Source organism: Streptomyces sp. NPDC006610 (assembly GCF_040611575.1).
In the GTDB taxonomy this organism is placed as follows: domain Bacteria; phylum Actinomycetota; class Actinomycetes; order Streptomycetales; family Streptomycetaceae; genus Streptomyces.
This window is the reverse complement of the sequence record NZ_JBEXOP010000010.1, coordinates 1-22,604: the sequence shown is the minus strand read 5'-3', so window position 1 is coordinate 22,604 and position 22,604 is coordinate 1. Positions and strand designations below refer to the sequence as shown.

The window sequence follows — 22,604 nt, the reverse complement described above, 5'->3', positions numbered from 1 at the left end:
TACAGACCGGGATCCGGGGGGTCCCCGCGACCGCCCCGGCCGCCCTCGCCGTTCAGGTGCGGGAGTGCACCGCCCGGCTCATGCGCCGCCCCAGCAGCAGGTAACCGATCAGCGCGCCCGTGGTGTTGAGGATGACGTCGTCGATGTCGAAGGCGCGGCCCGTCACCATCGCGCCCTGGGCCAGCTCCACCAGCAGCATGACCGTCGCGGTCAGCAGCAGGACGCGCAGGAAGCCCCGGGTGCGCGGCGCGAGGACGGGGACGAGGACGCCGAAGGGCACGCCGAGCAGCAGGTTGCCGCCGATCTGCTTGACGGCGTAACGCAGGGACGGCTGGTCCACGTAGGCACGCAGGGAGTCGCCCGGCCGCACGTTGCTGTGGGTCAGGGACTCGGAGGCGGGGGAGGGCTGCAGGGTGAGCCGGGCCAGGACCACCGCGAACGCCACCATCGCCACGAAGGCGACCGCCACGGCCAGCCCGCGGAGCAGGAGCGCGAGCAGCCGCCGCGGCGGCCGGCGCTCCGGGGTCCGGCGCTCCGGGGTCCGGGGCGCCTCGGCCTGCCGTGCGCGAGGGCGCGGCAGGAGGCGGGCGCGCAGGGCGGTAAGGGACATGGTCGGTCCTCCAGTCGTCGACGGCCGCCGGGTGAGAGCCGCTTACCCGGCAACCTGTCCTCGATGCCGTGCGGAGCGGTCAGGGTCCGTAGACGACCCGCACCTCCTTGAACCCGAGGGAACCCAGGAGTCCTTGGAGCATGCCGGTGGTGTTGGACTCGGCGCGCGCGGTCAGTTCGCTCTCCTTCGCCGCGTCCCGGATGTGCCGCACCGCGAGCTTCTGCACGGCCTGCTCGCTGTTCGGGTTGTCCGAAAACACATCCCCGAGCCGGTCCAGCAGACCGCGCTGTTTGGAGACGGCGTAGGAGCGGTCGGGGTCGAGGGCCGGCTCGCCGAGCGCCGCGTGCGGCAGCCGGATGGTGGCGGAGGTGCGGTCATCGTCGACCGTGACGTCCGTCTCGCCGACCCTGCCCAGGTCGACGTAGGCGTCCACGGTGCCCGCGCCGACGTAGAGCGTGCGGCTGCCGCGGATCGCGTCGGGCAGGTACTTGGTGTCCTTCTCCAGGTCCACCACGACCTGGAAGTTGCCGGACGCGGCGTCGTAACGGCTGATGTCCTTGATGGACTTGAGCAGCGCCGGACCGGAACGGTCGTGGGTCTCCGTGCCGAACAGGTCCCCCAGCGCGGGCATCACGGTCAGCCGGAGTCCGGCGAACAGCACGACGAGCACGAGCACCACCGCGCTCACCGCCTTGGCCCAGCCGGGCACGCGCCGTGGGGAACGCGTGGAACGTGTGGAACGTGTGGAACGTTCGGAAGTCGTCATGGCGGCTGTCCTCCTTCCCTGTGCTGCGCATGCCCATCAAATGCCGTGACAGACCGATCGGTTGGCGGAATGCACGACCCGTCGGAGACACGGAGGGCGCGGCAGCGCGGGGAGTCAGACCGCGGGCGTTCCGGGGCGCCGCAGGGCCGCGTCCAGGGTGGGCTGCGGGGGCACCAGCGCGGACAGGCCGGTGACCCGCAGGACGCGCAGTGTCAGCGGGTGGGCGCAGACCAGGTGGAGCCGGCCGCCGTGCGCCTGGCACCGGCTGCGCGCCCGGAACAGCAGCCGCAGGCCGGAGCAGTCGAAGAACTCGACCGGGCCGAGGTCGATGACGATCCGGGCGCCGGGCGTCGCCGTCGCCGCGTCGAGGTGCGGCAGGATCTCCTCCGCGGCGATGATGTCGATCTCTCCCCGGAACTCCAGGACCGTGTGCCCCTCGCCCCGGTGGACCCGCAGATGCCGGGTGAGCGGCGCAGCCCCCTGCTCCACGACGACGTCCCTCCAGCTGGCCCGGGCGGGGCGCCCAACTAGGTGCCCCGCTCAGCAAGTTACCCCCGATCGAGTGAATTCCAGCATGTTCGGTTGACATATGTCGCCGAATTACGGCGGAGTTCGGCCGAGTTCGTTCGAGGTGTGAACGAAGGGTTGGACGAAGTCGCTCGCCCGCCGGCCGGAGAGTCGGCCGACGGGCGGGCGGAGAATCGGCCGGAGGGCCGGACGGCGGCTCAGTCGACCACCAGCACCAGCTTGCCCGCGGTCCGCCCGGTCTCGCCGCGCCGGTGCGCCTCGGCGGCTTCGGCCAGCGGGAACGTTCCCGCGATCGTCGCGCGCAGCTTCCCCGCCCCGACCAGCTCCGCGAGCGCGTTCAGCCCGGCGCGGTCGGCGTCCACCAGCATCCTCACCGCCCGGACGCCGAGCCGCTCGGCCTCCTCGTAGAAGTCGTCGGAGCCGACCGGGAGGATCGACACCACGATCCCGCCCGGACGCAGCACCCGCAGCGAGCGCACGGAGGTCTCGCCGCCGAGCGTGTCCAGCACCACGTCGACGTCCTTCACCGCCTCGGCGAAGTCGGTCTCCCGGTAGTCGATCACCTCGTCGGCGCCCAGCTCCCGCAGGAAATCGTGCTTGCCCGCGCTCGCCGTGCCGATGACGTGCGCCCCGAGCGCCTTGGCGATCTGCACCGCCACATGCCCGACCCCGCCCGCCGCGGCGTGGATCAGCACCCGCTGTCCGGGCCGCAGCCCGGCGTTCTCCACCAGGGCGTGCCACGCGGTCAGCGACACCAGGGGCAGCGCGCCCGCCTGGACGTGGTCGATCCCGGCCGGCTTGGGCGCGAGGGCGCGGGCCGGGACGGTGACGTACTCGGCGTGGGAGCCGTGGCCGAACGGATAGGGCAGCATGCCCCAGACCTCGTCGCCGGGCCGGAAGGCGCACACGCCGATCCCGGTCTCCTCGACGACGCCGGAGACGTCCCAGCCGAGCACGAAGGGCGGCTCGCCCAGGAAGCCGCCCGTCTCCCGGTGCTTCCAGTCGGTCGGGTTGACGCCGGCGGCCCGCACCCGGACCAGCACCTCGTTCGGCCGCGGAGCGGGCCGCTCCACGCGCACTTCGCGGAGGACCTCGGGGCCGCCGAGGCCGTCCTGGCTGATGGCTCGCATCGTGTTCACATCGCTCATGGTCACCCAGCCTGCCCCGATCCGCCCGTTCGGGAAATGGCATGAAGGTCATGGTCCGATAGGATCCTGCCATGCGGTGTGACGACGGCGGACAGGACGGGCGGCGGGCGCAGCGGGTCGTCGTCCTCGCGCTCGACGGGGTCTACCCCTTCGAACTGAGCATCCCGGCCCGGATATTCGGCGCGGCCGACGGCCGGTACGAGGTGCTGACCTGCACCGTCGACGGCCGCCCGGTCCGCACCGACGCCGACTTCTCGGTCACCGTCGAGCACGGCCCCGGCATCCTCGCCACCGCCGACACGGTCGTCATCGCGCCGGTCGCCCCCGCGGCCGTACCCGACGGACTGCCGGACGGACTACGGGCCGCGCTCGGCCTGATCCGCCCCGGCGCGCGCATCGTGTCGATCTGCACCGGCGCCTTCGTGCTCGCCGCGGCGGGCCTGCTCGACGGCCGCCGGGCCACCACCCACTGGCAGCTCGCCGACGAGTTCCGGCGCCGGTTCCCGTACGTCGACCTCGACCCGGACGTGCTCTTCGTCGACGACGGCCGCATCCTCACGTCCGCCGGGGCCGCCTCGGGCGTCGACGTCTGTCTGCACCTCGTCCGCAAGGACCACGGCAGCAGCCTCGCCAACACCGTCGCCCGCCGCTGCGTGGTGCCCCCGTTCCGCGACGGCGGCCAGGCCCAGTACATCGAGCGGCCCGTCCCCGAGGCCGGCGCCGCGAGCACGGCCGCGACCCGCGCCTGGGCGCTGGAACGCCTCGGCGAACCCCTGACGCTGACGCGGCTCGCCGCCCACGCCGGGATGAGCCTGCGCACCTTCGCCCGCCGCTTCCACGACGAGGTCGGCCTCAGCCCGGGCCGCTGGCTCGTCCAGCAGCGCGTGGCCCGCGCCCGGCACCTGCTGGAGTCCAGCGACCTGCCCGTCGACCGCATCGCCGGCCAGGTCGGCTTCGCCACCGCGGCGTCCCTGCGCCAGCACCTCCACGCGGCGATCGGCGTCTCCCCGCAGGCCTACCGGCGCACCTTCCAGACGACCCGCTGACGGGGCGGGCGCGCACCGGTGCGGCGCACCCGCGCTCGACGCCGTCGGGGACCCGGCGCCCGGCCCGAGCCGCCCCCTCCCACCCGCGCGCCCCGCCGGGCCCCGCCGCCCCGCCGACTGAATCCACCGAGCCGGGATATCCGCTTGGTGCAGGGCCGCGGGGCCGACCGCCGCGCGGCCGGAGAGCGGCAAGCCCCACGGAGGAGACATGGCACTGGTGACCGCGGGCGTGGTGGTGCTGGACTGCGCCGAGCCCGAGAAGCTCGCCGAGTTCTACCGGCAGCTGCTGGATGCCGAGGAGACGGAGGCGAGCGCCAACCGCGTCGAGATCCGCGGCGCCGACGGCATCCGCCTGGCGCTGCGCCGCGACGTCAACGCGACCCCGCCGAGCTGGCCGCGCCCCGAGAACTCCCTCCAGACCCACCTGGAATTCGAGGTCACGGACCTGGACGCCGCCGAACGCCGGATCGTCTCGCTCGGCGGACGCCCCACGGAGACCAAGGACGCCTCCGGCCCCTTCGAGGAGCGCGGCTACGCCGACCCCGCCGGCCACTCCTTCATCCTGCGGACGACCACCCCGACGGCCCCCAAACAGGGCTGAGGCCCCGGCACCGGCCGGGGCCTCCAAGGCGGTCGGCGCCGCCGGGTCAGTCCCGGCCGCCCTTCTCCCCGGCCGGCCACACCCCGGTCCGGCGCTCGATGATCTTTGCGCCGCTGCGGTCCACCGCGCTGCGCACCGTGGCGAAGATGGCGCCCTGGATCGCGGCGGCCAGCAGGATCTCGCCCCAGCCGCGGTCCGGGTCCAGCGCGTCGGGCGCGTCCTCCTCGTGCCGGATCGCCATCCACGTCTTGCGGAACGCGATGCCGGCCAGCATGCCGCCCGCGTAGCCCAACAGCCAGCCGACCGGCTGATACGCGAACGGCAGCTTCTGCTTCTTGCTCTTCTTGCCCACGTGGGTGTCTCCTGCTCCTGGTCGTTTCCCGATGGTGATTCCCGGCGGCCGTCCCCGGTCGCTCAGGGGCGGCCCGCTTGCGGCACTTCTTCCCCCGGACGGACCGGTCCGGGCGGCACGCCGTCCCCGAACGGGCGACTGCCGAGTTCCTGGCGGTGGTGCGGCGCGGTCCAGCCGGACAGATCCGGACCGAGCGGCACGATCCCGGTCGGGTTGATGCCGGTGTGCACCTGGTAGTAGTGCCGCTTGATGTGGTCGAAGTCGACGGTGTCCCCGAAGCCGGGTGTCTGGAACAGGTCACGGGCGTACGCCCAGAGCACCTGGTTCTCCGTCAGCTTGTAGCGGTTGCACTTGAAGTGCCCGTGATAGACGGCGTCGAACCGGACCAGTGTGGTGAACAGCCGGATGTCCGCCTCGGTGATGGTGTCGCCGACCAGGTACCGCCGCCGGGACAGCCGCTGCGTCAGCAGGTCCAGCCGCCGGAAGACGTCCGTGCAGGCAGCCTCGTACTCCTCCTGCCCGGTGGCGAACCCGGCCCGGTACACCCCGTTGTTGACGTCCTCGTGGACGCCCGCCATGACGTCGTCGATCTCGTCCCGCAGCGCCTCGGGATACAGGTCCGGAGCGCCCTCGCGGTGCAGGGCCGTCCACTGGGTGGCGAAGTCCAGGGTGATCCGCTGGTAGTCGTTGGTGACCAGTTCTCCGCTGCCCACGTCCACGATCGCCGGGACGCTGACGCCGCCCGGATATCCCGTCTCCCGTTTGTCGTAGGCCTCGCTGAGGTGGCGGATGCCGAGGACCGGGTCGCGGCCGTCGGGGTCCAGGGTGAACCGCCAGCTGCGGTCGTCCTGCAGCGGGTCGGCGATGGCCAGCGACAACGCGGGCTCCAGCCCCAGCAGCCGCCGGGAGATCACCGCGCGGCTCGCCCACGGACAGGCACGGCTGACCACCAGCCGGTACCGTCCGGCCGCCACCGGCCACCCGTCCCGGCCGTCGGCGGTGATCCGGTCCCCGAAGTGACTCCTGGACCGGCTGAACGACTTCCTTCCGTAGGCGCTGTTGCCGTCGCCCTCGCCGCGCATGGTGCCCTCTCCTCCGCCTTGCGGGCACGCCGCCCCGGGGCGTCCCGCTCGTCGCGTGCACGAGTTCCCCCGTTTCCGGCTCCGGCACCGGTGTGATCGCCGGGGGCCGGGGCAAACGGCGTGGTGATGTCGACTTCCCCGAAGACCTCGCCGAAGACCCCCTCGCAGACCCCGCGGGAAGCCGCCCCGAGGAGCGAGGCGGCCCGCAGGGCCGATCGAAGGACGCGGGTCACGGTGCTGGTGGCGCTCGCCGCCAATCTGGTGATCGCCGCCGCCAAGGCGGCCGGCGGTCTCGTCGCCGGATCGCCCGCCCTGCTGTCCGAGGCCGCGCACTCGGTGGCCGACAGCGTCAACGAGCTGTTCCTGCTGGCCGCCCTGCGCCGCAGCCGCCGCCCCGCCGACCGGCGGCACCCCTTCGGCTACGGCAAGGAACGGTACTTCTGGGCGCTGCTCGCGGCCGTCGGCATCTTCGTGATGGGCGGCTGCTTCTCCGTCTTCCAGGGTGTCGAGGCGCTCCGCGACGGCGGGGAGGAGTCGTTCGGCGGCTACACGGCGGGCATGGCGGTGCTCGGCGTCGCCCTGCTCGCCGAGGGGACCTCACTGCTGCGCGCCCTGCACCAGCTGCGCGTCCAGGGCGTCGCCGACGGGCTGCGCGACCCCGCGCTGCGCACGGTGATCGCCGAGGACGGCGCCGCGGTGCTCGGCGTCGTCATCGCCCTGGCCGGCATGGGCCTGCACATGGCCACGGGGCGGATGGCGTGGGAAGCGGCGGCCTCGCTGGCGATCGGCGCGCTGCTCGTCCATGTGGCGTACCGCCTCGGCCGGGACGCCCGTGACCAGCTGATCGGCGAGGCCGCGGACCCGCGGGCCGACGCCCGGATCCGCGCCCTGCTGGCGGCCCAGCCGGAGATCGACAGCGTGGAGGCGCTGTTCACCATGAAGACCGGCGTCGACTCCACCCTGGTCGCCGCCCGCGTCGACCTCGTGCCCGGGCTCGACAGCGAGCGGGTCGAGGAGGTGGCCGTGCGCATCAAACGGTCGATCGCCCGCACCGTGCCCGAGGCGGACCGGATCTTCCTCGACGTCACCGACCGGCGCGCACGGGAGGCAGCGGAAAGCCCCGCCGCGACGGGGGAGCGCGGCGGGGCCTGCTAATCCGGTGCCCGGCCCGCACGGGTTCATGCGTGCCGGGCAGAAAAATGCATGGAACTGGCGGAAATCAGCGGGGTGGCGCGGTCAGTTCCCGCCCTCGGTCCGCTCCAGCACGAACACCGGGATCTCGCGGTCCGTCTTCTCCTGGTACTCGGCGTACGGCGGATAGGCCGCGACGGCCCGCTCCCACCACTCGGCCTTCTCCGCGCCGGTGACCTCGCGGGCGGTCATGTCCTGCTTCACCGGCCCGTCCTGCAGCTCCACCTTCGGATCCGCCTTGAGATTGTGGTACCAGACCGGGTGCTTCGGCGCGCCGCCCGACGAGGCCACGACGGCGTACCGGCCCTCGTGCTCGACCCGCATCAGCGGCGTCTTGCGCAGCTTGCCGCTCTTGGCGCCCCGCGTGGTCAGCAGGACGACCGGCATCCCCGTGTCCCCCAGGGTCGTGCCCTCGGTCCCGCCGGAGCTCTCGTACAGCTCCACCTGCTCCCGCACCCACTGCGTCGGGCTGGGTTCGTACTCGCCTTCCAGAGGCATGGTCACCGTCCCCTCATCCACTAGCTTCCTTGGCTCTGCTCCTGCTCCTGTCCTCCCATGCAACACCCGGCGCCCCGGGTTTCCTCCGCGACTCGCGCATCGGCCGTCCCGGCCGGCGACGGTGGCCGATTACGTCGGCAGGGAGCGGCGCCACGACCGCGGCACGCGGCACAGTCGGGTTTGGGAACATCGTCCCGCACGTCACCCCCCCCCGAAGTCGAAGGAGAGTGCCCCGCATGACCGACACCCCCCGTCAGAGCACCCGCGCAGTGGTCGAGGAACTGCTGCGCAGGATCGGCCGGGGCGAGCCCGACCTGATCGCCGACCTGTACGCGGACTCCGTCGACTGGCGCCTGAGCTGGCCGGACGCGGAGCACGGGCGTGCGGAGACCCCGTGGATCCGGCGACGGGGCACCCGGGCCGAGGCGGCCGAGCACTACCGGGAGCTCGCCGCCCACCACCTCCCCGACACCGCCGACACCCGCGTCGAACGCATCCTGGTCGACGGGACCGACGCCGTGCTGCTCGGGGAGATCCGCCAGACGGCGCGTTCCACCGGCCGCCCCTACCGCGCTCGCTTCGCCCTCCATCTCACCGTCGAGGACGGCCGGATCGTGCGCCACCACGTCTACGAGGACAGCCTGGCGGTCGCCGACGCCTTCGCCGCCTCCCGCTGACGCGCTCGGCCCGCCGCCGTCGGCGTCCCGGCGACGGCGGCGGCGGGCGGGGCGGCGAGCGTCGCCGATGCGCCCTTTCACGCCGTTTCCGAGACCGCCCGCCGATGCGCTTCACGCCGCTTCCGAGGTCCGCCCGCCGATCCGCTCCACGCCGTTACCGAGGCGCCCCGCCGCGGCGACCGTCGACGAGCCTCGGCCTCCCCTTTTCCGTCCACCGGGCCGCACTAGGCTGCCCGGGTGAACGAACAGGACGAGAAGCCCTTCCTCTACGTCGTCGTCTGCGCCGCCGGGATCGCGGCGGGCGTCGGCGACCTCGTCGCCGCCGCCCGGGAGCGGGGCTGGACGGTCGGCGTCATCGCCACCCCCGCGGCGATGGACGGCTTCTTCGACGCCGCCGCCGTCGAGGCGCTGTCCGGCCGTCCGATCCGCTGCGCTCCGCGCAGGCCCGGCGAGCCGCGTCCCTTCCCGCCGCCGGACGCCGTGATCGTCGCCCCCGCCACCTTCAACACCGTCAACAAGTGGGCGGCCGGCATCGCCGACACCCTGGCCCTGGCCACCCTGTGCGAGGCCCTCGGCCTCGGCGTCCCCGTCGCCGCCCTGCCCTGCGTCTCCGACGCCCTGGCCGCCCACCCCGCGTACGGCGACAGCCTGACCCGGCTGCGCGCGATGAACGTCCGCTTCGGCGACCCGTACTCCGGGGACCCTGGTCCCGACGGCCGCCGACCCGCGTTCCCCTGGACCCGCGCGCTGGACCTGATCGAGCGGTAGCTAGCCACAGCGCACCGTCGGACCCGCCAGCATCCCGCCCGTGTACAGGGCCTGGCCGCGCGGCATCCAGTAGCCCAGTTTCGAGACCACCGTCGAGCAGGACCCGCCGAGCGTCACCCGGACGACGACGGTGGACGGACGGCCCGGCTGGAGGTCGGTGAGGGCGCAGTCGAGGGCGTGGCCGAGGCGGGTCCTCGACGGGTGGCTGCCGACCAGCGGGTTGACGCAGCGGGCGTCGTCCGTGGCCAGCCGTACGCCGCTGCCCTCCTCGCCGATGAGTCCGAACCGGGCGCTGCCGTCGCCCTGTTCGCTGTCCCGGGCGACGGTGTAGGTGAGCGTGGTCGTGGCGCCCGTCCGCAGCGGGCCCCCGGCGACCTCGACGCGGTGCGTCGGCTCCGGCAGCGGCGCGGTGAAGGTCAGCCGCGCCCGGACGGTGCCGGTCAGGTCGACGCCGACCGGGGCGGAGCGCACCCGCACGTCGGCCTCGATGTCGTACGTGCCCGGCCCCGGGTACGGCCCTGATCCGGGCAGCGTCCCGGAGGCGACCGTGCGGCCGCCGCGCAGCGCCGTCCAGGTGCCGGACGTCAGACAGGCGGCCCTGCCGTGGCAGGTCGCCGGCGCCGAGACGGCCATCGTCGGCGTGCCGCTGCTCGCGCACAGGCCGACCGAGGCGCGCTGTCCGCCCGCGCCCCGCAGCGTCCCGGCGGGCGCGCACAGCGTCGCGGGGGTGCCGGGCAGGGGGTCGGCCACCGGTTCGGGCTTCCCGACGGCGGCCACCGGTTCGGGACGTGCGACGGCGGCCGGTGGTTCGGACTTCCCGACGGCGGGCGCCGCGAGGGCGAGGGTCAAGGCGGTCGTGGCGGTCAGTGCCCGCAGCACCCTGCGTGTGGTGGGACGTGTCGGCATCGCGTTCCTCCCGGACCTGCCGGCGCCACGGGTCTGCCGTGGCGCCGGGGGGACCGGCCGGTCGCCGGTCGTCCGCTCCGAGGATGCGCGACGGTCCGCGCCGAGCCCGCGTTCCCACGCCGGGCCGTCACCTGCGGGCAGCAATCCTCAGTGCGGGCCTCCCGGCGCGAACTCGGTGCCGCACGGCCCGGCGCCCTCGCTCTCCGGCAGCGGGACCCGGTCGCCGTTCATGGCGAGGGTGCGGTAGTAGCCGCCGATGCGCTCGGTGGAGCGGCCCACGTAGTGGCCGATGTAGGAGCGGCGGAAGCGGCAGGCGCTGCGGTTGGGCCCCGAGCCGTGCACCAGGCTGCCGTTGAAGAACAGGACGTCGCCCGGCGCCATGTCGACCGGCACGGGGCTCAGGCCGGGCGGCGGCGGCACGTACTCCCGAGCGAAGGACACCTCGGCGTCCGCCTCCTCCGGGCAGAAGACGTCCATCCGGTGGGTGCCCGGCACGACCTCCAGACCGCCGTTCTCCCGGTCGATGTCGTCGCAGGCCACCCAGGCAGCCACACAGGTGCCCGGCTCGACCCGCAGATAGAAGTTGTCCTGGTGCAGCGCCTGCCCGCGCGCGCCCGGCGGCTTGAAGTAGAACATGCTCTGCGCCGCCAGCACCTCCTCGCCCAGCAGCGTCTCCAGGATCCGGCGCAGCCGCGGGTCCAGCAGGAAGCCCCGCGCCACCGGGTTGATCTCGTGCGGGTGCATCACGCGCGGATACTCCGCCAGCGGATCGGCGGGCCGGCCCGCCTCGACGGCCCGCGGCTCGAAGTGGCCCGGCACCGGGCCGGCCGCGTGCAGCGCCGCGAACTCGCCGCACAGCAGGGCGATCTCGGCGGGCCCGAACAGCCCCCGCACCACGGTGAAGCCGTCGTCGCGAAACCGTGCGAGCCCTTCCGGGGTAAGCATGGGGGTACCGGCGGCGCCGATGTCCGTGGCTGTCATGCGTCCACTCCTCGCTGAGGTGTCCCGGTGCACCCACGCTAGGCCGGTACGCCGCCCGGGAGGATGCCCATGAGCGCTGACGAATTGCCCGGGACTGCTGCCGGCGGCGGCGCCCCGTCGCCGCCGCCCGGCCTGGTGGTCGTCGGACACTTCGACCAGGCCCCCGGTTACGCCGTCGACCGGCCGCGCGGGTCGGACAGCTGGCTGTTCACCTGGACGACCGGCGGCCACGGCAGGCTGCGTCAGGGCCGGGCCGAGACCCGCGCGGGCGCCGGCGACCTCGTCGTGCTCGCGCCCGGCGTGCGGCAGAAGTACGCCGTCGCGCCGGACGCCCCGCACTGGCGGTTCTGGTGGGCCCACTGCCCGCCCCGCCCGACCTGGCAGTCCTGGCTGCGCCCGTACGACGCCGGGGACGGCATGTACGTCGTCGGGCCGGTGCCGGCCGGGCTGCACGGCCGGATCGAGTCGGCGTTCCGCCGGATGCGCGCCGACGCCCGCTGGACCGGCGCCGGACCCCCGCCCGACACCGTGCCCGCCGACGACCGGGTCGCCGTCGCGCACGGCACCGCCGCCCGCGAACTCGCCCTGTGCGCGCTGGCGGAGGTGGTGCTGCTCACCGCCTCCGCCGCCCGCGAGCCGGCCCCGGCGCCGGGCGTGGACGAGCGCGTGCGCCGGGCGCAGGCGCTCATCGACGCCGACCCGGGCGCGCCGCACACCGTCCGCTCGCTCGCCGAGGCGGTCGCCCTGTCACCGTCCCGGCTCGCCCATCTGTTCGCCCAGCAGCTCGGCCGGTCGCCGATGCGGGCCCTGCGCGAGGCGCGGCTGCGGCACGCCGCCCAGCTGCTGGAGGCCACCGACCTGTCCGTGGAGCGGGTGGCCGCCGCCTCCGGGTTCGCCAGCCCGTTCCACTTCAACCGGGTCTTCCGCGCCCGCTACGGCACCCCGCCCGGCGCCCACCGGGCCGCCCACCGCTGACCGATCAGCCCGCGGTGCCCGCCCGGAACGGGGTGAGGGTCACCTCTCCCTCGGCGCCGCCCACGGGCACCGCGCCCGCCGTCCACGGCACCCTCAACGGCTCCCGCTCGTCCGGAGGCGTGACCATCAGAGCCGCCGGGGTCGCCGTGGGCGCGCCGCTCAGCTCCGGGTTGGAGTACGACAGCCCGGCCCACGCGTGCCCGCCCGGGGCCAGCGTCACGCGGGCCGGCGACTCGGGCCCGCGCTCGGGGTCGGGGCCCAGTTGACGGCCGGCGGCGTCGGCGAAGGCGGCGCCCGGGAAGCCGTACACCGTGCAGGAGCGCGAGGAGGTGTTGGTGAGGACGATCGGGAAGTTCCGCTGCCCGGCGCCGAAGTCGGGGGTGCCGAGGGACGCGTTCAGCTCAAAGGTGCGGCAGCGGGCGCCGGCCGGCGCAGAGGCCGGGGCGGACGCCGATCCCGGTGCCGATCCGGACGCCGATTCCGGAGCCGAGGCCGGGGACGACGCCGGGGCGGTGGCCGACGGGGAAGCGGGCGAAGAGGCGGACGGGGCCGCGGGGGCCGGACTCGTGGGCGTGCCGGTGGCCGAGGGCCGTGCGGTGTCGCTCGCGGTTCCGCCGCTCTCGCCGCCGCACCCGGTCAGCAGGCCCAGGACCGCGACCGCGCCCACGAGGAGCGACGGCGGGCGCACGGAGGGGGACGTAAGGAACATGTAACTCGATGTGCCCGGCTCCGGACAACATCACCCCTCTTCCAGCAGCGCCAGTTCCGCCCAGATCGTCTTGCCCTCGGGGGTGTGCCGGCTGCCCCAGCGCTGGGTGAGCTGGGCGACCAGCAGCAGACCCCGGCCGCCCTCGTCCCAGGTCTTGGCGCGGCGCAGATGCGGGGCCGTGTGGTTGGTGTCCGAGACCTCGCAGATCAGCGTGGCCGCGTCATGGATCAGCCGGAGCCGGATGGGCGGCGCGCCGTAGCGGATGGCGTTGGTGACCAGCTCGCTGACGACCAGCTCGGCGGTGAAGGTGGCGTCCTGCAGCGTCCAGGCGTCCAGCTGGTCCACGACCTGCTTGCGGATCGGCGCGACCAGGGCGGGGTCGGCCGGGATGTCCCACGTCGCCACCTGCGAGGCGGACAGGCCGTGGGTGCGGGCCAGCAGCAGGGCCACGTCGTCGCAGGCGCCCGTCGGCGGCAGCAGCGCGTGCAGCACCCGGTCGCAGGCGCCGTCCAGGGAGTCGGCCGACTCCGACAGGGCCGCGCACAGCAGCGCACGGCCGGTCCCGGCGTCCCGCTCGCGGCTCTCCACCAGGCCGTCCGTGTAGAACGACAGCACGGTCCCCTCGGGCAGGTACAGCTCCGCCGCCTCGAACGGCAGCCCGCCCAGGCCCAGCGGCGGGCCCGCGGGCAGCTCCAGCTCCCGCGCCGCGCCGCCCGGCGGGACCACCACCGGCGGCGGATGGCCGGCCCGGGCGAGAGCGCAGCGCCGGGACACCGGGTCGTACACCGCGTACAGGCAGGTGGCGCCCAGCTCGCCGGGGCTGCCCTCGCCGCCCGACTCGGCGGACAGCCTGACCACCAGGTCGTCGAGGTGGGTGAGCAGCTCGTCCGGGGCGAGGTCGATGTCCGCGAGGGTGCGCACGGCGGTGCGCAACCGCCCCATGGTGGCCGAAGCCTGCACCCCGTGGCCGACGACGTCCCCGACGACCATCGCCACCCGCATCCCGGACAGCGGGATCACGTCGAACCAGTCGCCGCCCACCCCGGCGCGCGCCGCCGGAAGGTAGCGGGAGGACACCTCCAGTGCCGCCGTGCGCGGCAGCGAGCGGGGCAGCAGGCTGCGCTGGAGGGCGAGGGCGGTCTCGCGCTCCCGTGAGTAGCGGCGGGCGTTGTCGACACAGACGGCGGCCCGCGCGGTGATCTCCTCGGCCAGCAGCCGGTCGTCCGGCGTGAAGGCGTCGGGGCGGCTGAAGCGGTGCAGGACGACGGCCCCCAGGGTGGTGCCGCGGGCCCGGATCGGCACCGACATCGTGGAGTGGATGCCGTACTGCCGGGCGTGCCGCAGCCGGGCCTCGTCCCAGCCCGTCCAGCGCTCCAGCTCGTCGGACGGCGCCGAGGCGACCATCGTGCGGCCGGCCGTCATGGCATCGGCCTGCGGCGAGCCGGCGGGGTAGCTCTCCACCCGGCCGGGCTTGACCACCGTCTCGAAGCCCTCGGGGCCGACGGCCCGGTGGGCGGCCCGGCGCAGCCGGAGCGGCGCGGCGAGGGGACCCGGCGCGGCGTCGGTCCCGGGCTCGGGCGGGTCGAGCAGGTCCACGCAGGCGAAGTCGGCGAGGGCGGGCACGCAGACGTCCGCCAGCTCCTGTGCCGTGCGGGTGACGTCCAGGGTGGTGCCGATGCGCCTGCTCGCCTCGTTGACCAGCTGCAGCCGTTCGCGCGCCAGGTACTGCTCGGAGAAGTCGTGGACCGCGACGCACACCCCGCGCACCCGGCCCGCCTCGTCCTTCAGCGGCGTCATCCGGGCCAGCCAGGCGTGCACCCGGCCGTGGTCGCCGATCGGCACATAGGTGTGCATGTCGTGCCCGCGTCCGGTGGTGAGGACCTGGAGCAGTTGCCGCTCGATCTCGTCGCCGGCGAGCCGCACGCTCATCTCGGGCAGCCGCAGACCGCGCAGCCGCTCCTCGGGCAGTCCGACGACCTCGGCCAGCGCGTCGTTCATCCGGTACAGGCGCAGCCGGTCGTCGTAGACGGCGAGGGCGCACGGGTACTGGGTGAGGTCGGCGTCGTCCAGGGCACGGTCCGCGGGGCGGTCGCGGCCGGCCTCCAGCGGGGTGACGACGAGCCAGTCGCCGGCGCCGCCGTAGCGCGGGGAGCGGTGGTGGGCGAGCAGCCAGACCCGGACCGTACGGCCGTCCCGGTGGCGCAGCGTCACCGTCCCGTGCCGGCGCGAGCCCCGCAGCGGCGGCAGCGGGCCCTCGACCAGCCGGTCCGCCGGGCGGTCGACGACCTCCTCGGCCGTCCAGCCCAGCAGCCGCCGGGCGCCCTCGCTCCACTCGGTCACGACGCCCTCGCCGTCGATGACAGCGCGGGCCGTCGCGGCCTCGTCGAACGGATAGCCCCGGCTCATCGTCGCCACTCCATCGCGCGCACCCACAGTGAACAGAGAGTCACTCGGGTCCAGCCTAGTGCGTCCGCTCCGTCGAAGCCCTCGTCGAATTTGTCGCGTCACGACCGTTGACGACACGACACGAGTGCAACAAGCATGTCGGGCGTCAGCTTTTGGGAGCGCTCCCATCCCGTCCTGTCCGGACCGTTGACTCCATGACATGAGTACGGCAAGCATGGGGCGCGTCAGCGCATGGGAGCGCTCCCATCAGCGTCACCCGCATCTCCGACGAGGAGCCCAGACGTGAGAAAACGCAAGACCGCCCTGTTGGCCCTGTCGGCCGTGATGGCCGGAGGGCTCGTCTCGCTCCCGGCGGCGCCGGCCGGGGCGGACGAGGTCGAACAGGTCAAGAACGGCACCTTCGACTCCGGCACCGAGTCCTGGTGGACGTCGAGCAACGTCACCGCGGGCGTCTCCGACGGCAAGCTCTGCGCCGACGTGCCCGGCGGCACCACCAACCGCTGGGACGCGGCCGTCGGCCAGAACGACATCGCGCTGGTGAAGGGGGAGTCGTACCGCTTCTCCTTCAGCGCCACCGGCACCCCCGCCGACAACGTGGTCCGGGCGATCGTCGGCCTGTCGGTGTCGCCGTACGACACGTACTTCGAGGTCAGTCCGGCGCTGAGCGTCTCGGGCAACACCTACAGCTACACCTTCACCTCGCCCGTCGACACCCCCCAGGGACAGGTCGGCTTCCAGCTCGGCGGCGCCGCCGAGGACTGGCGCTTCTGCATGGACGACGTGTCCCTGCTCGGCGGGGTGCCGCCGGAGGAGTACAAGCCCGACACCGGACCCAGGGTGCGCGTCAACCAGCTCGCCTACCTGCCGGCCGGCCCGAAGAACGCCACCGTGGTCACCGACGCCGCCGACCCGCTGCCCTGGCAGCTCAAGAACGCCGACGGGGTCGTGGTGGCGCGGGGCGCGAGCGTGCCGCGCGGTCTGGACGCCTCTTCGGGGCAGAACGTCCACTCCATCGACTTCGGCGCCTACCGCCGGGCCGGCAAGGGCTTCACGCTCGTCGCGGACGGCGAGACCAGCCGCCCGTTCGACATCGGGACCCGCGCCTACGAGCGGCTGCGCCTGGACTCGGTGAAGTTCTACTACACCCAGCGCAGCGGCACCCCGATACGCGAGGACCTGCGCCCGGGCTACGGCCGTGAGGCCGGCCACGTGGGCGTCGCGCCGAACCAGGGCGACACCGACGTGCCGTGCCAGCCGGGCGTGTGCGACTACCGGCTCGACGTCTCCGGCGGCTGGTACGACGCCGGCGACCACGGCAAGTACGTCGTCAACGGCGGCATATCCGCCTGGGAGCTGCTGAGCACCTACGAGCGCGCGCTGTACGCCCGCACCGGGGAGCCGGGCAAGTTCCGCGACGGCACCCTGAACATCCCGGAGAGCGGCAACGGCGTCCCGGACATCCTGGACGAGACCCGCTGGGAGCTGGACTTCCTGCTGAAGATGCAGGTCCCGGACGGACAGCCGCTGGCGGGCATGGCCCACCACAAGATCCACGACGAGGCGTGGACCGGGCTGCCGCTGATGCCGAGCGACGACCCGCAAAAGCGGGAGCTGCACCCGCCGACCACCGCGGCCACCCTCAACCTGGCCGCCGCCGCGGCCCAGGCGGCCCGGCTCTACAAGCCCTACGACCGCGAGTTCGCGGCGCGGGCGCTGACCGCGGCCCGCAAGGCCTGGGCGGCGGCGCTGAAGCACCCCGACGTCTACGCGGACGAGAACGACGGCATCGGCGGCGGCGCGTACCCCGACCGGGACGTGGCGGACGAGTTCTACTGGGCGGCCGCCCAGCTGTACCTCACCACCGGTGAGAAGGCCTTCCAGGACCACATCCTGAGCTCCCCGGTGCACACCGCCGACATCTGGGGCCCGACCGGGTTCGACTGGGCGCGCACCGCGGCCGCCGGCCGGCTCGACCTGGCCCTGGTGCCCAACCGGCTCCCCGGCCGGGACAAGGTCCGCCAGTCCGTCGTCAAGGGCGCCGACCGCTACCTGGCCACGCTGAAGGCGCACCCGTACGGCCTGCCGTACGCGCCCGACGGCAACCGGTACGACTGGGGCTCCAACCACCAGGTGCTCAACAACGCCGTGGTGCTGGCCACCGCCTACGACATCACCGGCGGCTCGAAGTACCGGGACGGCGCGGTCCAGAGCATGGACTACGTGCTGGGCCGCAACGCGCTGAACGTGTCGTACGTCACCGGCTACGGCGACGCCGACGTGCGCAACCAGCACAGCCGCTGGTACGCCCACCAGCTCGACCCGAACCTGCCCAACCCGCCGGCCGGTTCGCTCTCGGGCGGTCCGAACTCGAGCATTCAGGACCCCGTCGCGCAGAGCAAGCTCCAGGGCTGCGTCGCCCAGTTCTGCTTCATCGACGACATCCAGTCGTGGTCCACGAACGAGCTGACCATCAACTGGAACGCGGCGCTCGCCCGGATGGCGGCCTTCGTCGCCGACCAGGCCTGATCCGCACCAGCAGTCGCGGATAGTTCGCGAGTAGTCCCCTGAGCGGTCGGAATGCGGCGGCGGACGGTCGGAAACGACCCGACGCCGTCACATTCCGACCGCTCCCGTTTGCCCGGAGGTACCGTGCCCCCACCGCTGTGAGCTGCGGCCATTTACTGCCGAGTACCGGCGCGGTACCGTGGAACGCATGCCAGCCCTCAACGTGGAGTTCAGCGATCGTGAGCTGGAGGACCTGCGTCAGATCGCCAAGGAGCGCGGTACGTCCATGAAGGCCCTCGTACGGGAAGCGGCCGCGGCCGACATAGCGCGGCACCGTGCCCTCCAGGAGGGCGCCGAGGCGTTCCGCCGGTTCTTCTCGGCGCACGCCGACGAGTTCGCCGCCGCCTTCCCCGACGACGAGCCGCCCGCGGGCGGCGAGGGACGGGCCGCCTGACCGATGGCGCCTGTCATCCACATCGACGTGCCCTGGCTGCTCCAGCGGCACGAAGAGGTCCTGCCGGACCAGCCCACCGTCAACGACTTCTCCGCGCTCGTCGCCGCCGTCGCCCGGCACCGCGTCGACCCGCCCCGGCTCGGCGTGAACTCCGACCCGGCCTGGCGGGCCGCGGCCCTGCTGCACACCATCGCGCTGCTGAAGCCCTTGCCGGCGGCCAACGCCCGCTTCGCCTGCGCGACCGCGGTGGCCTACATGTTCGTCAGCGGCGTCGGCATCGACCCGCCCTACGGCGCGCTCGTCGACCTCGTCCGCGACCTCATCGACGGCAGGACCGACGTCTACGGCGCCGCGGACCGGCTGCGTTCCTGGCAGATCTGACGGTTGCCGGCAAAGCCCGGGCTGCGCCGCGAAACCCGGCGAACGGCGGGTGAATCCACTTCCGTCAATAACCGAAGCGTCCGTGACCCGCGCCGGCCCGCCGCCTATTCGACACCGTTTCCACAAGGCCGATATCACCCGAGCGCCTTGTTGGCCGTGAGCGTCGTGTGAAAAGGTGAGCCCTCCCGGCGGGGGAGGAAAAAGCCGGGACGGCGGATTCGCGCCCCCGCGCCGCCAAAAGGTACGCACCAAGCCCGGGCCCCTTTTCGGCGAACGACCACCCTCGTGCGTCCAGCGTGGGAAGGAATCCGCTCAGTGCCCACCCCCCACCCCGCCCGCTCTCCGCACCTGCCCGGCGGGGCGCCCGGCGCGACCGACGAGTCCCTCGCCGCCCGGCTGCGCGGCGCCCGTGACGCCGACGTCGCCCATGCCACCGCCCTGCTGATCGCCCGGCACCGGCAGGCCGCGCACGACTACGCGGTGATCTGCCTCGCCTCCTCGGCGCACGCCGCCGACACGGTCACCACCGCCGCCTTCCACCAGGTTCTCGACCGCCTCACCCGCGGAGAACCGGCCGCCGCGCTGCGCCCCGCCCTCCTGGTCGCCGTGCGGGACACCGTCCGCGCCTGGGCCGCCGACGAACGGATATCCGCGACGCTCGGGGTGTTGCGCAAACCCGCGGGGGGACGAGGTATGCGCGCGGCCCACTCCATGACACCGGAAAACCGCAAGCTGGCCGAACGCGCTTTCCATTCCCTTCCCGGACCGCTGCGCACGCTGCTGTGGCACATCGAGGTCGAGGCGGAGACCGCCGACTTCGCCGCCGCCCTGATCGGCACGGACACCGACACCGCGACGGCCACCGCCGAACAGGCACGGGAGAAATTCCGCCGGGCCTGCGCCCGCGCCCACCGGGAACTCGCGCCGAGCGACGACTGCCGGTTCCACAACCGTCTCCTCGACGTCCCCATCCGCCGCGGCGCAGGCCTGCTGCCGGACGTCCAGCGCCATCTGGACGACTGCCGCCACTGCCGTGACGCCGCCGACCAGCTCGGCCACTTCGACGACCGGCTGGGCATCCTGCTCACCGAGGCGGTCCTGGGCTGGGGCGCCCGCCGCTATCTCGACTCCCGGCCCGGCCGCACCCCGCACCGCCCGCGCGCCCGTCACGCCGGCCGCCCCCGTGTCCTGGACCGCGTCCCGGGCCTCGCCGGACGCTCCTCGCGGGCCCTGCGCACCGGCGTCGGCATCGCCTCCGCCGCCCTGCTCGGCACGGTCCTGGCCACCGCCCTGTCGTCCTCCGACGCCGGCACCGACCCCGCCGCCTCGTCCGGCGCCACCGACGGCGCCGTCGCCCCGGGCGCCGGCCCGCGAACCCCGCCCGCCCCGTCGAGCACCTCGCCCGGCGCCGCCCGGCTGCCCGCCGGCCCCCCGCAGACGCGGCTGCGGAGCCTCCCGTCCCGGCTGTGCCTCGACGTCGCCGGGGAGCCCCGGGCCGGCGCCGGGACCCAGCTGGCGGCCTGCTCCGACGACCTCACCCAGCGGTGGTCGTACGAGACCGACGGGCTGCTGCGCAGCGCCGCCGACCCGGGGCTGTGCCTGGACTCGCGGGCGGACGCCGGCGTCGTCGTCCTCGGCGCGTGCGCCGATGCGGGACAGGCGCGCGGCGGCGACGTGCGCTACGACCTCACCGCCCGGGGCGAGTTGCTGCCCCGCCGGGACGTACGGCTCGCGCTGTCGCCCACCGCCGCGCAGACGGGCGCCGACATCGTCGTCAGGCTCCGCGACGGCTCCCCGTCCCAGCACTGGCTCACCGACCCCGGCCCGGCCGCCTCCGGCTCGCTCTCCGTCGCCGAACGCGCCGCCCCCTCCGCCCGCCCGGCCGAGCTGACCGGCGGCCGGTGACCGACGCGCCGGCCCCGGTCAGGCGGGTCCCTCGAAGAGGTCGGCCGCGGTCACGCCGGCCGGGGCGGCGTGGCCCGACAGGGCGAGGGTGAGGTCCAGTTCGGCCAGGACGCAGCGGATGACGTGGTCCACGCCCGCCTGACCGTCGAGGGCCAGGCCGTACACGTACGGCCGCCCCAGCAGGACCGCCCGCGCGCCGAGCGCGAGCGCCTTGAAGACGTCGGCCCCCGTGCGCACCCCGCTGTCGAACAGGACCGTCAGCCGGTCCCCGACCGCCGCCGCCACCCCGGGCAGCGCGTCGGCCGCCGCCACCGCGCCGGCCACCTGACGGCCGCCGTGGTTGGACACGACCACGCCGTCCATGCCGGCGTCGGCGGCGGCCCGGGCGTCGTCCGGGTGCAGCACGCCCTTCACGACGATCGGACCGTCCCAGTTCTCCCGCAGGAACGCCAGGTCGGGCCAGGTCTTGCCGGGGTCCGCGAACATGCCGACGAAGTGCAGCACAGCGGCGTTCGGGTCCTCGTGCACCGGCTTGGCCAGCCCGGCCCGGAACGCCGGGTCGGTGAAGTAGTTGGCGGCGCCCACCCCGTGCAGGAACGGCAGGTACGCCTGGTCGAGATCGCGCGGACGCCAGGCCAGCAGCGGGGTGTCCAGGGTCACGACCAGCACGGAGAACCCCGCCGCCCGCGCGCGGTTCAGGAAGCTCAGGGTCACCTCGCGGTCCTTGGCCCAGTACAGCTGGAACCAGCGCTCGGCGTCGCCCATCGCCTCGGCGACCTCCTCCATCGGCGTGCTGGACGCCGAGGACAGCACGAACGGCACCCCGTGCGCCGCCGCCGCCCGTGCCGCGGCCGGCTCCGCGTCCGGATGCATGATCGACAGCACGCCGACCGGCGCCAGCGCCAGCGGCGCTGGCAGGGCGCGGCCCAGCACCTCGACCGTGAGGTCCCGTTCGTGGACGTCCCGCAGCATCCGCGGCACGATCCGCCGCCGCTCCAGCGCGGCCCGGTTCGCCAGGGCGGTGCTGCCGTCCCCCGCGCTGCCCGCCACATAGCCGACCGGACCCGGCCCGAGCCGCCGCTCGGTCAGTTCCTCCAGCCGGGTCGGGTCCGTGGGCAGCCGGGGGACCGCCCCCGTCATGCCGCCCAGATAGATCTCGTACTGGAAGTCCGCCCAGTGCCTGCCCACCGCCGGTCCCCGCCTCTCGCCGTCGAGCCGCTCGCCGCCGACGATGCCTCAGAAGGGGCTCGTTCGGAACGTTTCCGGCCGAATCAGAAGACGGTGTTTTTCGGCCATTCGGCCATCGAACGCGATCAAGAACCGCGCGGTTGGGGGGTTGTAACGTTCGAATTACGTGACTTCCCGCCACTGATTCAATACGCAAGGTTACCGAAACGCATGGGGTCGAGGTGTGTTTCCGCGGCGGACTCGGCAGACTCGCGCTCGCCGGTCGGGCACCGATCCGTCGCCCGCCGGCCTCTCATCATCGAGCGGAAGGATGCACACAATGCGGAACCCCGCGCGCTGGGCAGCGACCCTCCTCGGCCTCACCGCCACCGCCGTCTGCGTACCCCTGACCGGGGCCGCGCAGGCCGCTCCCGGCACCGCCCCGGCCTCGCTCCACGCCCCCTCGGCCCTGGTCCTCACCGTGGGCCACGGCGAGACCGCGGCGACCTCCACCCCGGAACGCGCGGTGACCCTGAGCTGTGCGCCCAGGCCCTCGGGCACCCACCCGAACGCCGTCGGGGCGTGCGCCGACCTGCGCGCCGCGGACGGCGACCTCGGCACCCTGCAGAGCACGCCGGGCGTGTGGTGCACCCGGGAGTACGAGCCCGTGGTCGTCACGGTCGACGGCGTCTGGCAGGGCCGGTACGTGTCCTACGAACGGACCTTCGCCAACGAGTGCGAGAAGAACACCTACGGAACGAGCATCTTCGCGTTCTGACCCGGACCGGGATCGCGGGGAGCCGGCTGACTGCCGCGAGCGGCCCGTAGCTGGGGAGTGCGGGCTCGCGTCACGAGGCTCCCGGTGGTCTCGCTCGGGGTCCGGCGGGCGGAGTGGGGCCGCCCGCCCGAGCCCGGGGTTCTCGTAGGGCAACCCGGCCGGCGCACCGC

General features: G+C 74.1%; 23 protein-coding genes. 11 read left to right on the top strand and 12 right to left on the bottom strand.

What is annotated here, in order from left to right; translation table 11 throughout:
• Positions 1-52 precede the first annotated feature (52 nt).
• The 4 genes from ABZY13_RS10490 to ABZY13_RS10475 form a co-directional block, all read right to left on the bottom strand.
• Positions 53-610: a VanZ family protein gene (locus tag ABZY13_RS10490; RefSeq protein WP_356628891.1), complete on the bottom strand. Its 558-nt coding sequence runs from the start codon at positions 608-610 to the stop codon at positions 53-55.
• Between the two features lie 79 nt (positions 611-689).
• Positions 690-1,376: a DUF4230 domain-containing protein gene (locus ABZY13_RS10485; protein WP_356628889.1), complete on the bottom strand. Its 687-nt coding sequence runs from the start codon at positions 1,374-1,376 to the stop codon at positions 690-692.
• Positions 1,377-1,490: 114 nt separating this feature from the next.
• The gene (locus ABZY13_RS10480) at positions 1,491-1,865 is read right to left on the bottom strand and encodes an anti-sigma factor antagonist (protein ID WP_356628887.1); all 375 of its coding nucleotides are present in this window, start codon (positions 1,863-1,865) and stop codon (positions 1,491-1,493) included.
• A 236-nt stretch (positions 1,866-2,101) separates the two neighbouring features.
• Entirely contained in the window at positions 2,102-3,052 is a 951-nt protein-coding gene (locus ABZY13_RS10475; protein WP_356628885.1) for an NADP-dependent oxidoreductase, read from the bottom strand.
• Positions 3,053-3,123: 71 nt separating this feature from the next.
• Here ABZY13_RS10475 and ABZY13_RS10470 point away from each other — a divergent pair, with 71 nt between their 5' ends.
• Together ABZY13_RS10470 and ABZY13_RS10465 are read left to right on the top strand one after the other, a co-directional pair.
• A complete protein-coding gene (locus ABZY13_RS10470; RefSeq protein WP_356628883.1) occupies positions 3,124-4,098 on the top strand; it encodes a helix-turn-helix domain-containing protein in 975 nt (324 codons plus the stop codon).
• A gap of 208 nt (positions 4,099-4,306) precedes the next feature.
• Complete coding sequence (locus tag ABZY13_RS10465; protein WP_356628881.1) at positions 4,307-4,699, top strand: VOC family protein; 393 nt, start codon at positions 4,307-4,309, stop codon at positions 4,697-4,699.
• 46 nt (positions 4,700-4,745) lie between these two features.
• On the opposite strand, the gene ABZY13_RS10460 is transcribed toward ABZY13_RS10465, so the two are convergent.
• Both ABZY13_RS10460 and ABZY13_RS10455 read right to left on the bottom strand, forming a co-directional pair.
• Complete coding sequence (locus tag ABZY13_RS10460; RefSeq protein WP_356628879.1) at positions 4,746-5,051, bottom strand: DUF4235 domain-containing protein; 306 nt, start codon at positions 5,049-5,051, stop codon at positions 4,746-4,748.
• Positions 5,052-5,113: 62 nt separating this feature from the next.
• Positions 5,114-6,133: a glutathione S-transferase C-terminal domain-containing protein gene (locus ABZY13_RS10455; protein ID WP_356628877.1), complete on the bottom strand. Its 1,020-nt coding sequence runs from the start codon at positions 6,131-6,133 to the stop codon at positions 5,114-5,116.
• A gap of 126 nt (positions 6,134-6,259) precedes the next feature.
• Between ABZY13_RS10455 and ABZY13_RS10450 the strand changes: the two genes are divergently transcribed.
• Positions 6,260-7,288 carry a cation diffusion facilitator family transporter gene (locus ABZY13_RS10450; protein ID WP_356628875.1) on the top strand — a complete coding sequence of 343 codons (1,029 nt, stop codon included), beginning with the start codon at positions 6,260-6,262 and terminating at the stop codon, positions 7,286-7,288.
• A gap of 81 nt (positions 7,289-7,369) precedes the next feature.
• On the opposite strand, the gene ABZY13_RS10445 is transcribed toward ABZY13_RS10450, so the two are convergent.
• Positions 7,370-7,822 (bottom strand): nitroreductase family deazaflavin-dependent oxidoreductase, encoded by a 453-nt coding sequence (locus tag ABZY13_RS10445; protein WP_356629178.1) that lies wholly within the window; start codon positions 7,820-7,822, stop codon positions 7,370-7,372.
• A gap of 236 nt (positions 7,823-8,058) precedes the next feature.
• Here ABZY13_RS10445 and ABZY13_RS10440 point away from each other — a divergent pair, with 236 nt between their 5' ends.
• Entirely contained in the window at positions 8,059-8,499 is a 441-nt protein-coding gene (locus ABZY13_RS10440) for a nuclear transport factor 2 family protein (protein ID WP_356628873.1), read from the top strand.
• Between the two features lie 237 nt (positions 8,500-8,736).
• Positions 8,737-9,267, top strand: coding sequence for a flavoprotein (locus ABZY13_RS10435; protein WP_356628871.1), 531 nt, complete (start codon positions 8,737-8,739; stop codon positions 9,265-9,267).
• On the opposite strand, the gene ABZY13_RS10430 is transcribed toward ABZY13_RS10435, so the two are convergent.
• Both ABZY13_RS10430 and ABZY13_RS10425 read right to left on the bottom strand, forming a co-directional pair.
• Positions 9,268-10,173: a hypothetical protein gene (locus ABZY13_RS10430; RefSeq protein WP_356628869.1), complete on the bottom strand. Its 906-nt coding sequence runs from the start codon at positions 10,171-10,173 to the stop codon at positions 9,268-9,270. It abuts the gene before it with no gap.
• A gap of 147 nt (positions 10,174-10,320) precedes the next feature.
• The gene (locus ABZY13_RS10425) at positions 10,321-11,154 is read right to left on the bottom strand and encodes a phytanoyl-CoA dioxygenase family protein (RefSeq protein ID WP_356628867.1); all 834 of its coding nucleotides are present in this window, start codon (positions 11,152-11,154) and stop codon (positions 10,321-10,323) included.
• Positions 11,155-11,223: 69 nt separating this feature from the next.
• Between ABZY13_RS10425 and ABZY13_RS10420 the strand changes: the two genes are divergently transcribed.
• Positions 11,224-12,129: a helix-turn-helix domain-containing protein gene (locus ABZY13_RS10420; protein WP_356628865.1), complete on the top strand. Its 906-nt coding sequence runs from the start codon at positions 11,224-11,226 to the stop codon at positions 12,127-12,129.
• A gap of 4 nt (positions 12,130-12,133) precedes the next feature.
• Here ABZY13_RS10420 and ABZY13_RS10415 read toward each other — a convergent pair whose 3' ends face one another.
• Both ABZY13_RS10415 and ABZY13_RS10410 read right to left on the bottom strand, forming a co-directional pair.
• The gene (locus ABZY13_RS10415; RefSeq protein ID WP_356628863.1) at positions 12,134-12,838 is read right to left on the bottom strand and encodes a DUF4232 domain-containing protein; all 705 of its coding nucleotides are present in this window, start codon (positions 12,836-12,838) and stop codon (positions 12,134-12,136) included.
• 30 nt (positions 12,839-12,868) lie between these two features.
• Positions 12,869-15,244, bottom strand: a complete 2,376-nt coding sequence (locus ABZY13_RS10410) for a SpoIIE family protein phosphatase (RefSeq protein ID WP_356628861.1) — start codon at positions 15,242-15,244, stop codon at positions 12,869-12,871.
• Positions 15,245-15,526: 282 nt separating this feature from the next.
• Between ABZY13_RS10410 and ABZY13_RS10405 the strand changes: the two genes are divergently transcribed.
• The 4 genes from ABZY13_RS10405 (at position 15,527) to ABZY13_RS10390 (ending at position 20,489) form a co-directional block, all read left to right on the top strand.
• Positions 15,527-17,770, top strand: coding sequence for a glycoside hydrolase family 9 protein (locus ABZY13_RS10405; protein WP_356628859.1), 2,244 nt, complete (start codon positions 15,527-15,529; stop codon positions 17,768-17,770).
• A gap of 187 nt (positions 17,771-17,957) precedes the next feature.
• Positions 17,958-18,203, top strand: coding sequence for a hypothetical protein (locus ABZY13_RS10400; protein ID WP_356628857.1), 246 nt, complete (start codon positions 17,958-17,960; stop codon positions 18,201-18,203).
• 3 nt (positions 18,204-18,206) lie between these two features.
• A complete protein-coding gene (locus ABZY13_RS10395; RefSeq protein WP_356628855.1) occupies positions 18,207-18,584 on the top strand; it encodes a toxin Doc in 378 nt (125 codons plus the stop codon).
• A gap of 315 nt (positions 18,585-18,899) precedes the next feature.
• Positions 18,900-20,489 carry an RICIN domain-containing protein gene (locus ABZY13_RS10390; RefSeq protein ID WP_356628853.1) on the top strand — a complete coding sequence of 530 codons (1,590 nt, stop codon included), beginning with the start codon at positions 18,900-18,902 and terminating at the stop codon, positions 20,487-20,489.
• An 18-nt stretch (positions 20,490-20,507) separates the two neighbouring features.
• Here the strand turns inward: ABZY13_RS10390 and ABZY13_RS10385 are convergent, their stop codons facing one another.
• On the bottom strand, positions 20,508-21,677 hold the full coding sequence (locus tag ABZY13_RS10385) for an alpha-hydroxy-acid oxidizing protein (RefSeq protein ID WP_356628851.1): 1,170 nt from the start codon (positions 21,675-21,677) through the stop codon (positions 20,508-20,510).
• 319 nt (positions 21,678-21,996) lie between these two features.
• Between ABZY13_RS10385 and ABZY13_RS10380 the strand changes: the two genes are divergently transcribed.
• On the top strand, positions 21,997-22,434 hold the full coding sequence (locus tag ABZY13_RS10380; RefSeq protein ID WP_356628849.1) for a subtilase-type protease inhibitor: 438 nt from the start codon (positions 21,997-21,999) through the stop codon (positions 22,432-22,434).
• The last annotated feature ends 170 nt before the right edge of the window (positions 22,435-22,604 follow it).

Coding starts and splice junctions, on each gene's coding strand:
- ABZY13_RS10490 (WP_356628891.1), bottom strand. CDS start 610: ATGTCCCTTACCGCCCTGCGCGCCCGCCTCCTGCCGCGCCCTCGCGCA.
- ABZY13_RS10485 (WP_356628889.1), bottom strand. CDS start 1,376: ATGACGACTTCCGAACGTTCCACACGTTCCACACGTTCCACGCGTTCC.
- ABZY13_RS10475 (WP_356628885.1), bottom strand. CDS start 3,052: ATGAGCGATGTGAACACGATGCGAGCCATCAGCCAGGACGGCCTCGGC.
- ABZY13_RS10470 (WP_356628883.1), top strand. CDS start 3,124: ATGCGGTGTGACGACGGCGGACAGGACGGGCGGCGGGCGCAGCGGGTC.
- ABZY13_RS10465 (WP_356628881.1), top strand. CDS start 4,307: ATGGCACTGGTGACCGCGGGCGTGGTGGTGCTGGACTGCGCCGAGCCC.
- ABZY13_RS10455 (WP_356628877.1), bottom strand. CDS start 6,133: ATGCGCGGCGAGGGCGACGGCAACAGCGCCTACGGAAGGAAGTCGTTC.
- ABZY13_RS10450 (WP_356628875.1), top strand. CDS start 6,260: ATGTCGACTTCCCCGAAGACCTCGCCGAAGACCCCCTCGCAGACCCCG.
- ABZY13_RS10445 (WP_356629178.1), bottom strand. CDS start 7,822: ATGCCTCTGGAAGGCGAGTACGAACCCAGCCCGACGCAGTGGGTGCGG.
- ABZY13_RS10440 (WP_356628873.1), top strand. CDS start 8,059: ATGACCGACACCCCCCGTCAGAGCACCCGCGCAGTGGTCGAGGAACTG.
- ABZY13_RS10430 (WP_356628869.1), bottom strand. CDS start 10,173: ATGCCGACACGTCCCACCACACGCAGGGTGCTGCGGGCACTGACCGCC.
- ABZY13_RS10425 (WP_356628867.1), bottom strand. CDS start 11,154: ATGACAGCCACGGACATCGGCGCCGCCGGTACCCCCATGCTTACCCCG.
- ABZY13_RS10420 (WP_356628865.1), top strand. CDS start 11,224: ATGAGCGCTGACGAATTGCCCGGGACTGCTGCCGGCGGCGGCGCCCCG.
- ABZY13_RS10415 (WP_356628863.1), bottom strand. CDS start 12,838: ATGTTCCTTACGTCCCCCTCCGTGCGCCCGCCGTCGCTCCTCGTGGGC.
- ABZY13_RS10410 (WP_356628861.1), bottom strand. CDS start 15,244: ATGAGCCGGGGCTATCCGTTCGACGAGGCCGCGACGGCCCGCGCTGTC.
- ABZY13_RS10400 (WP_356628857.1), top strand. CDS start 17,958: ATGCCAGCCCTCAACGTGGAGTTCAGCGATCGTGAGCTGGAGGACCTG.
- ABZY13_RS10395 (WP_356628855.1), top strand. CDS start 18,207: ATGGCGCCTGTCATCCACATCGACGTGCCCTGGCTGCTCCAGCGGCAC.
- ABZY13_RS10380 (WP_356628849.1), top strand. CDS start 21,997: ATGCGGAACCCCGCGCGCTGGGCAGCGACCCTCCTCGGCCTCACCGCC.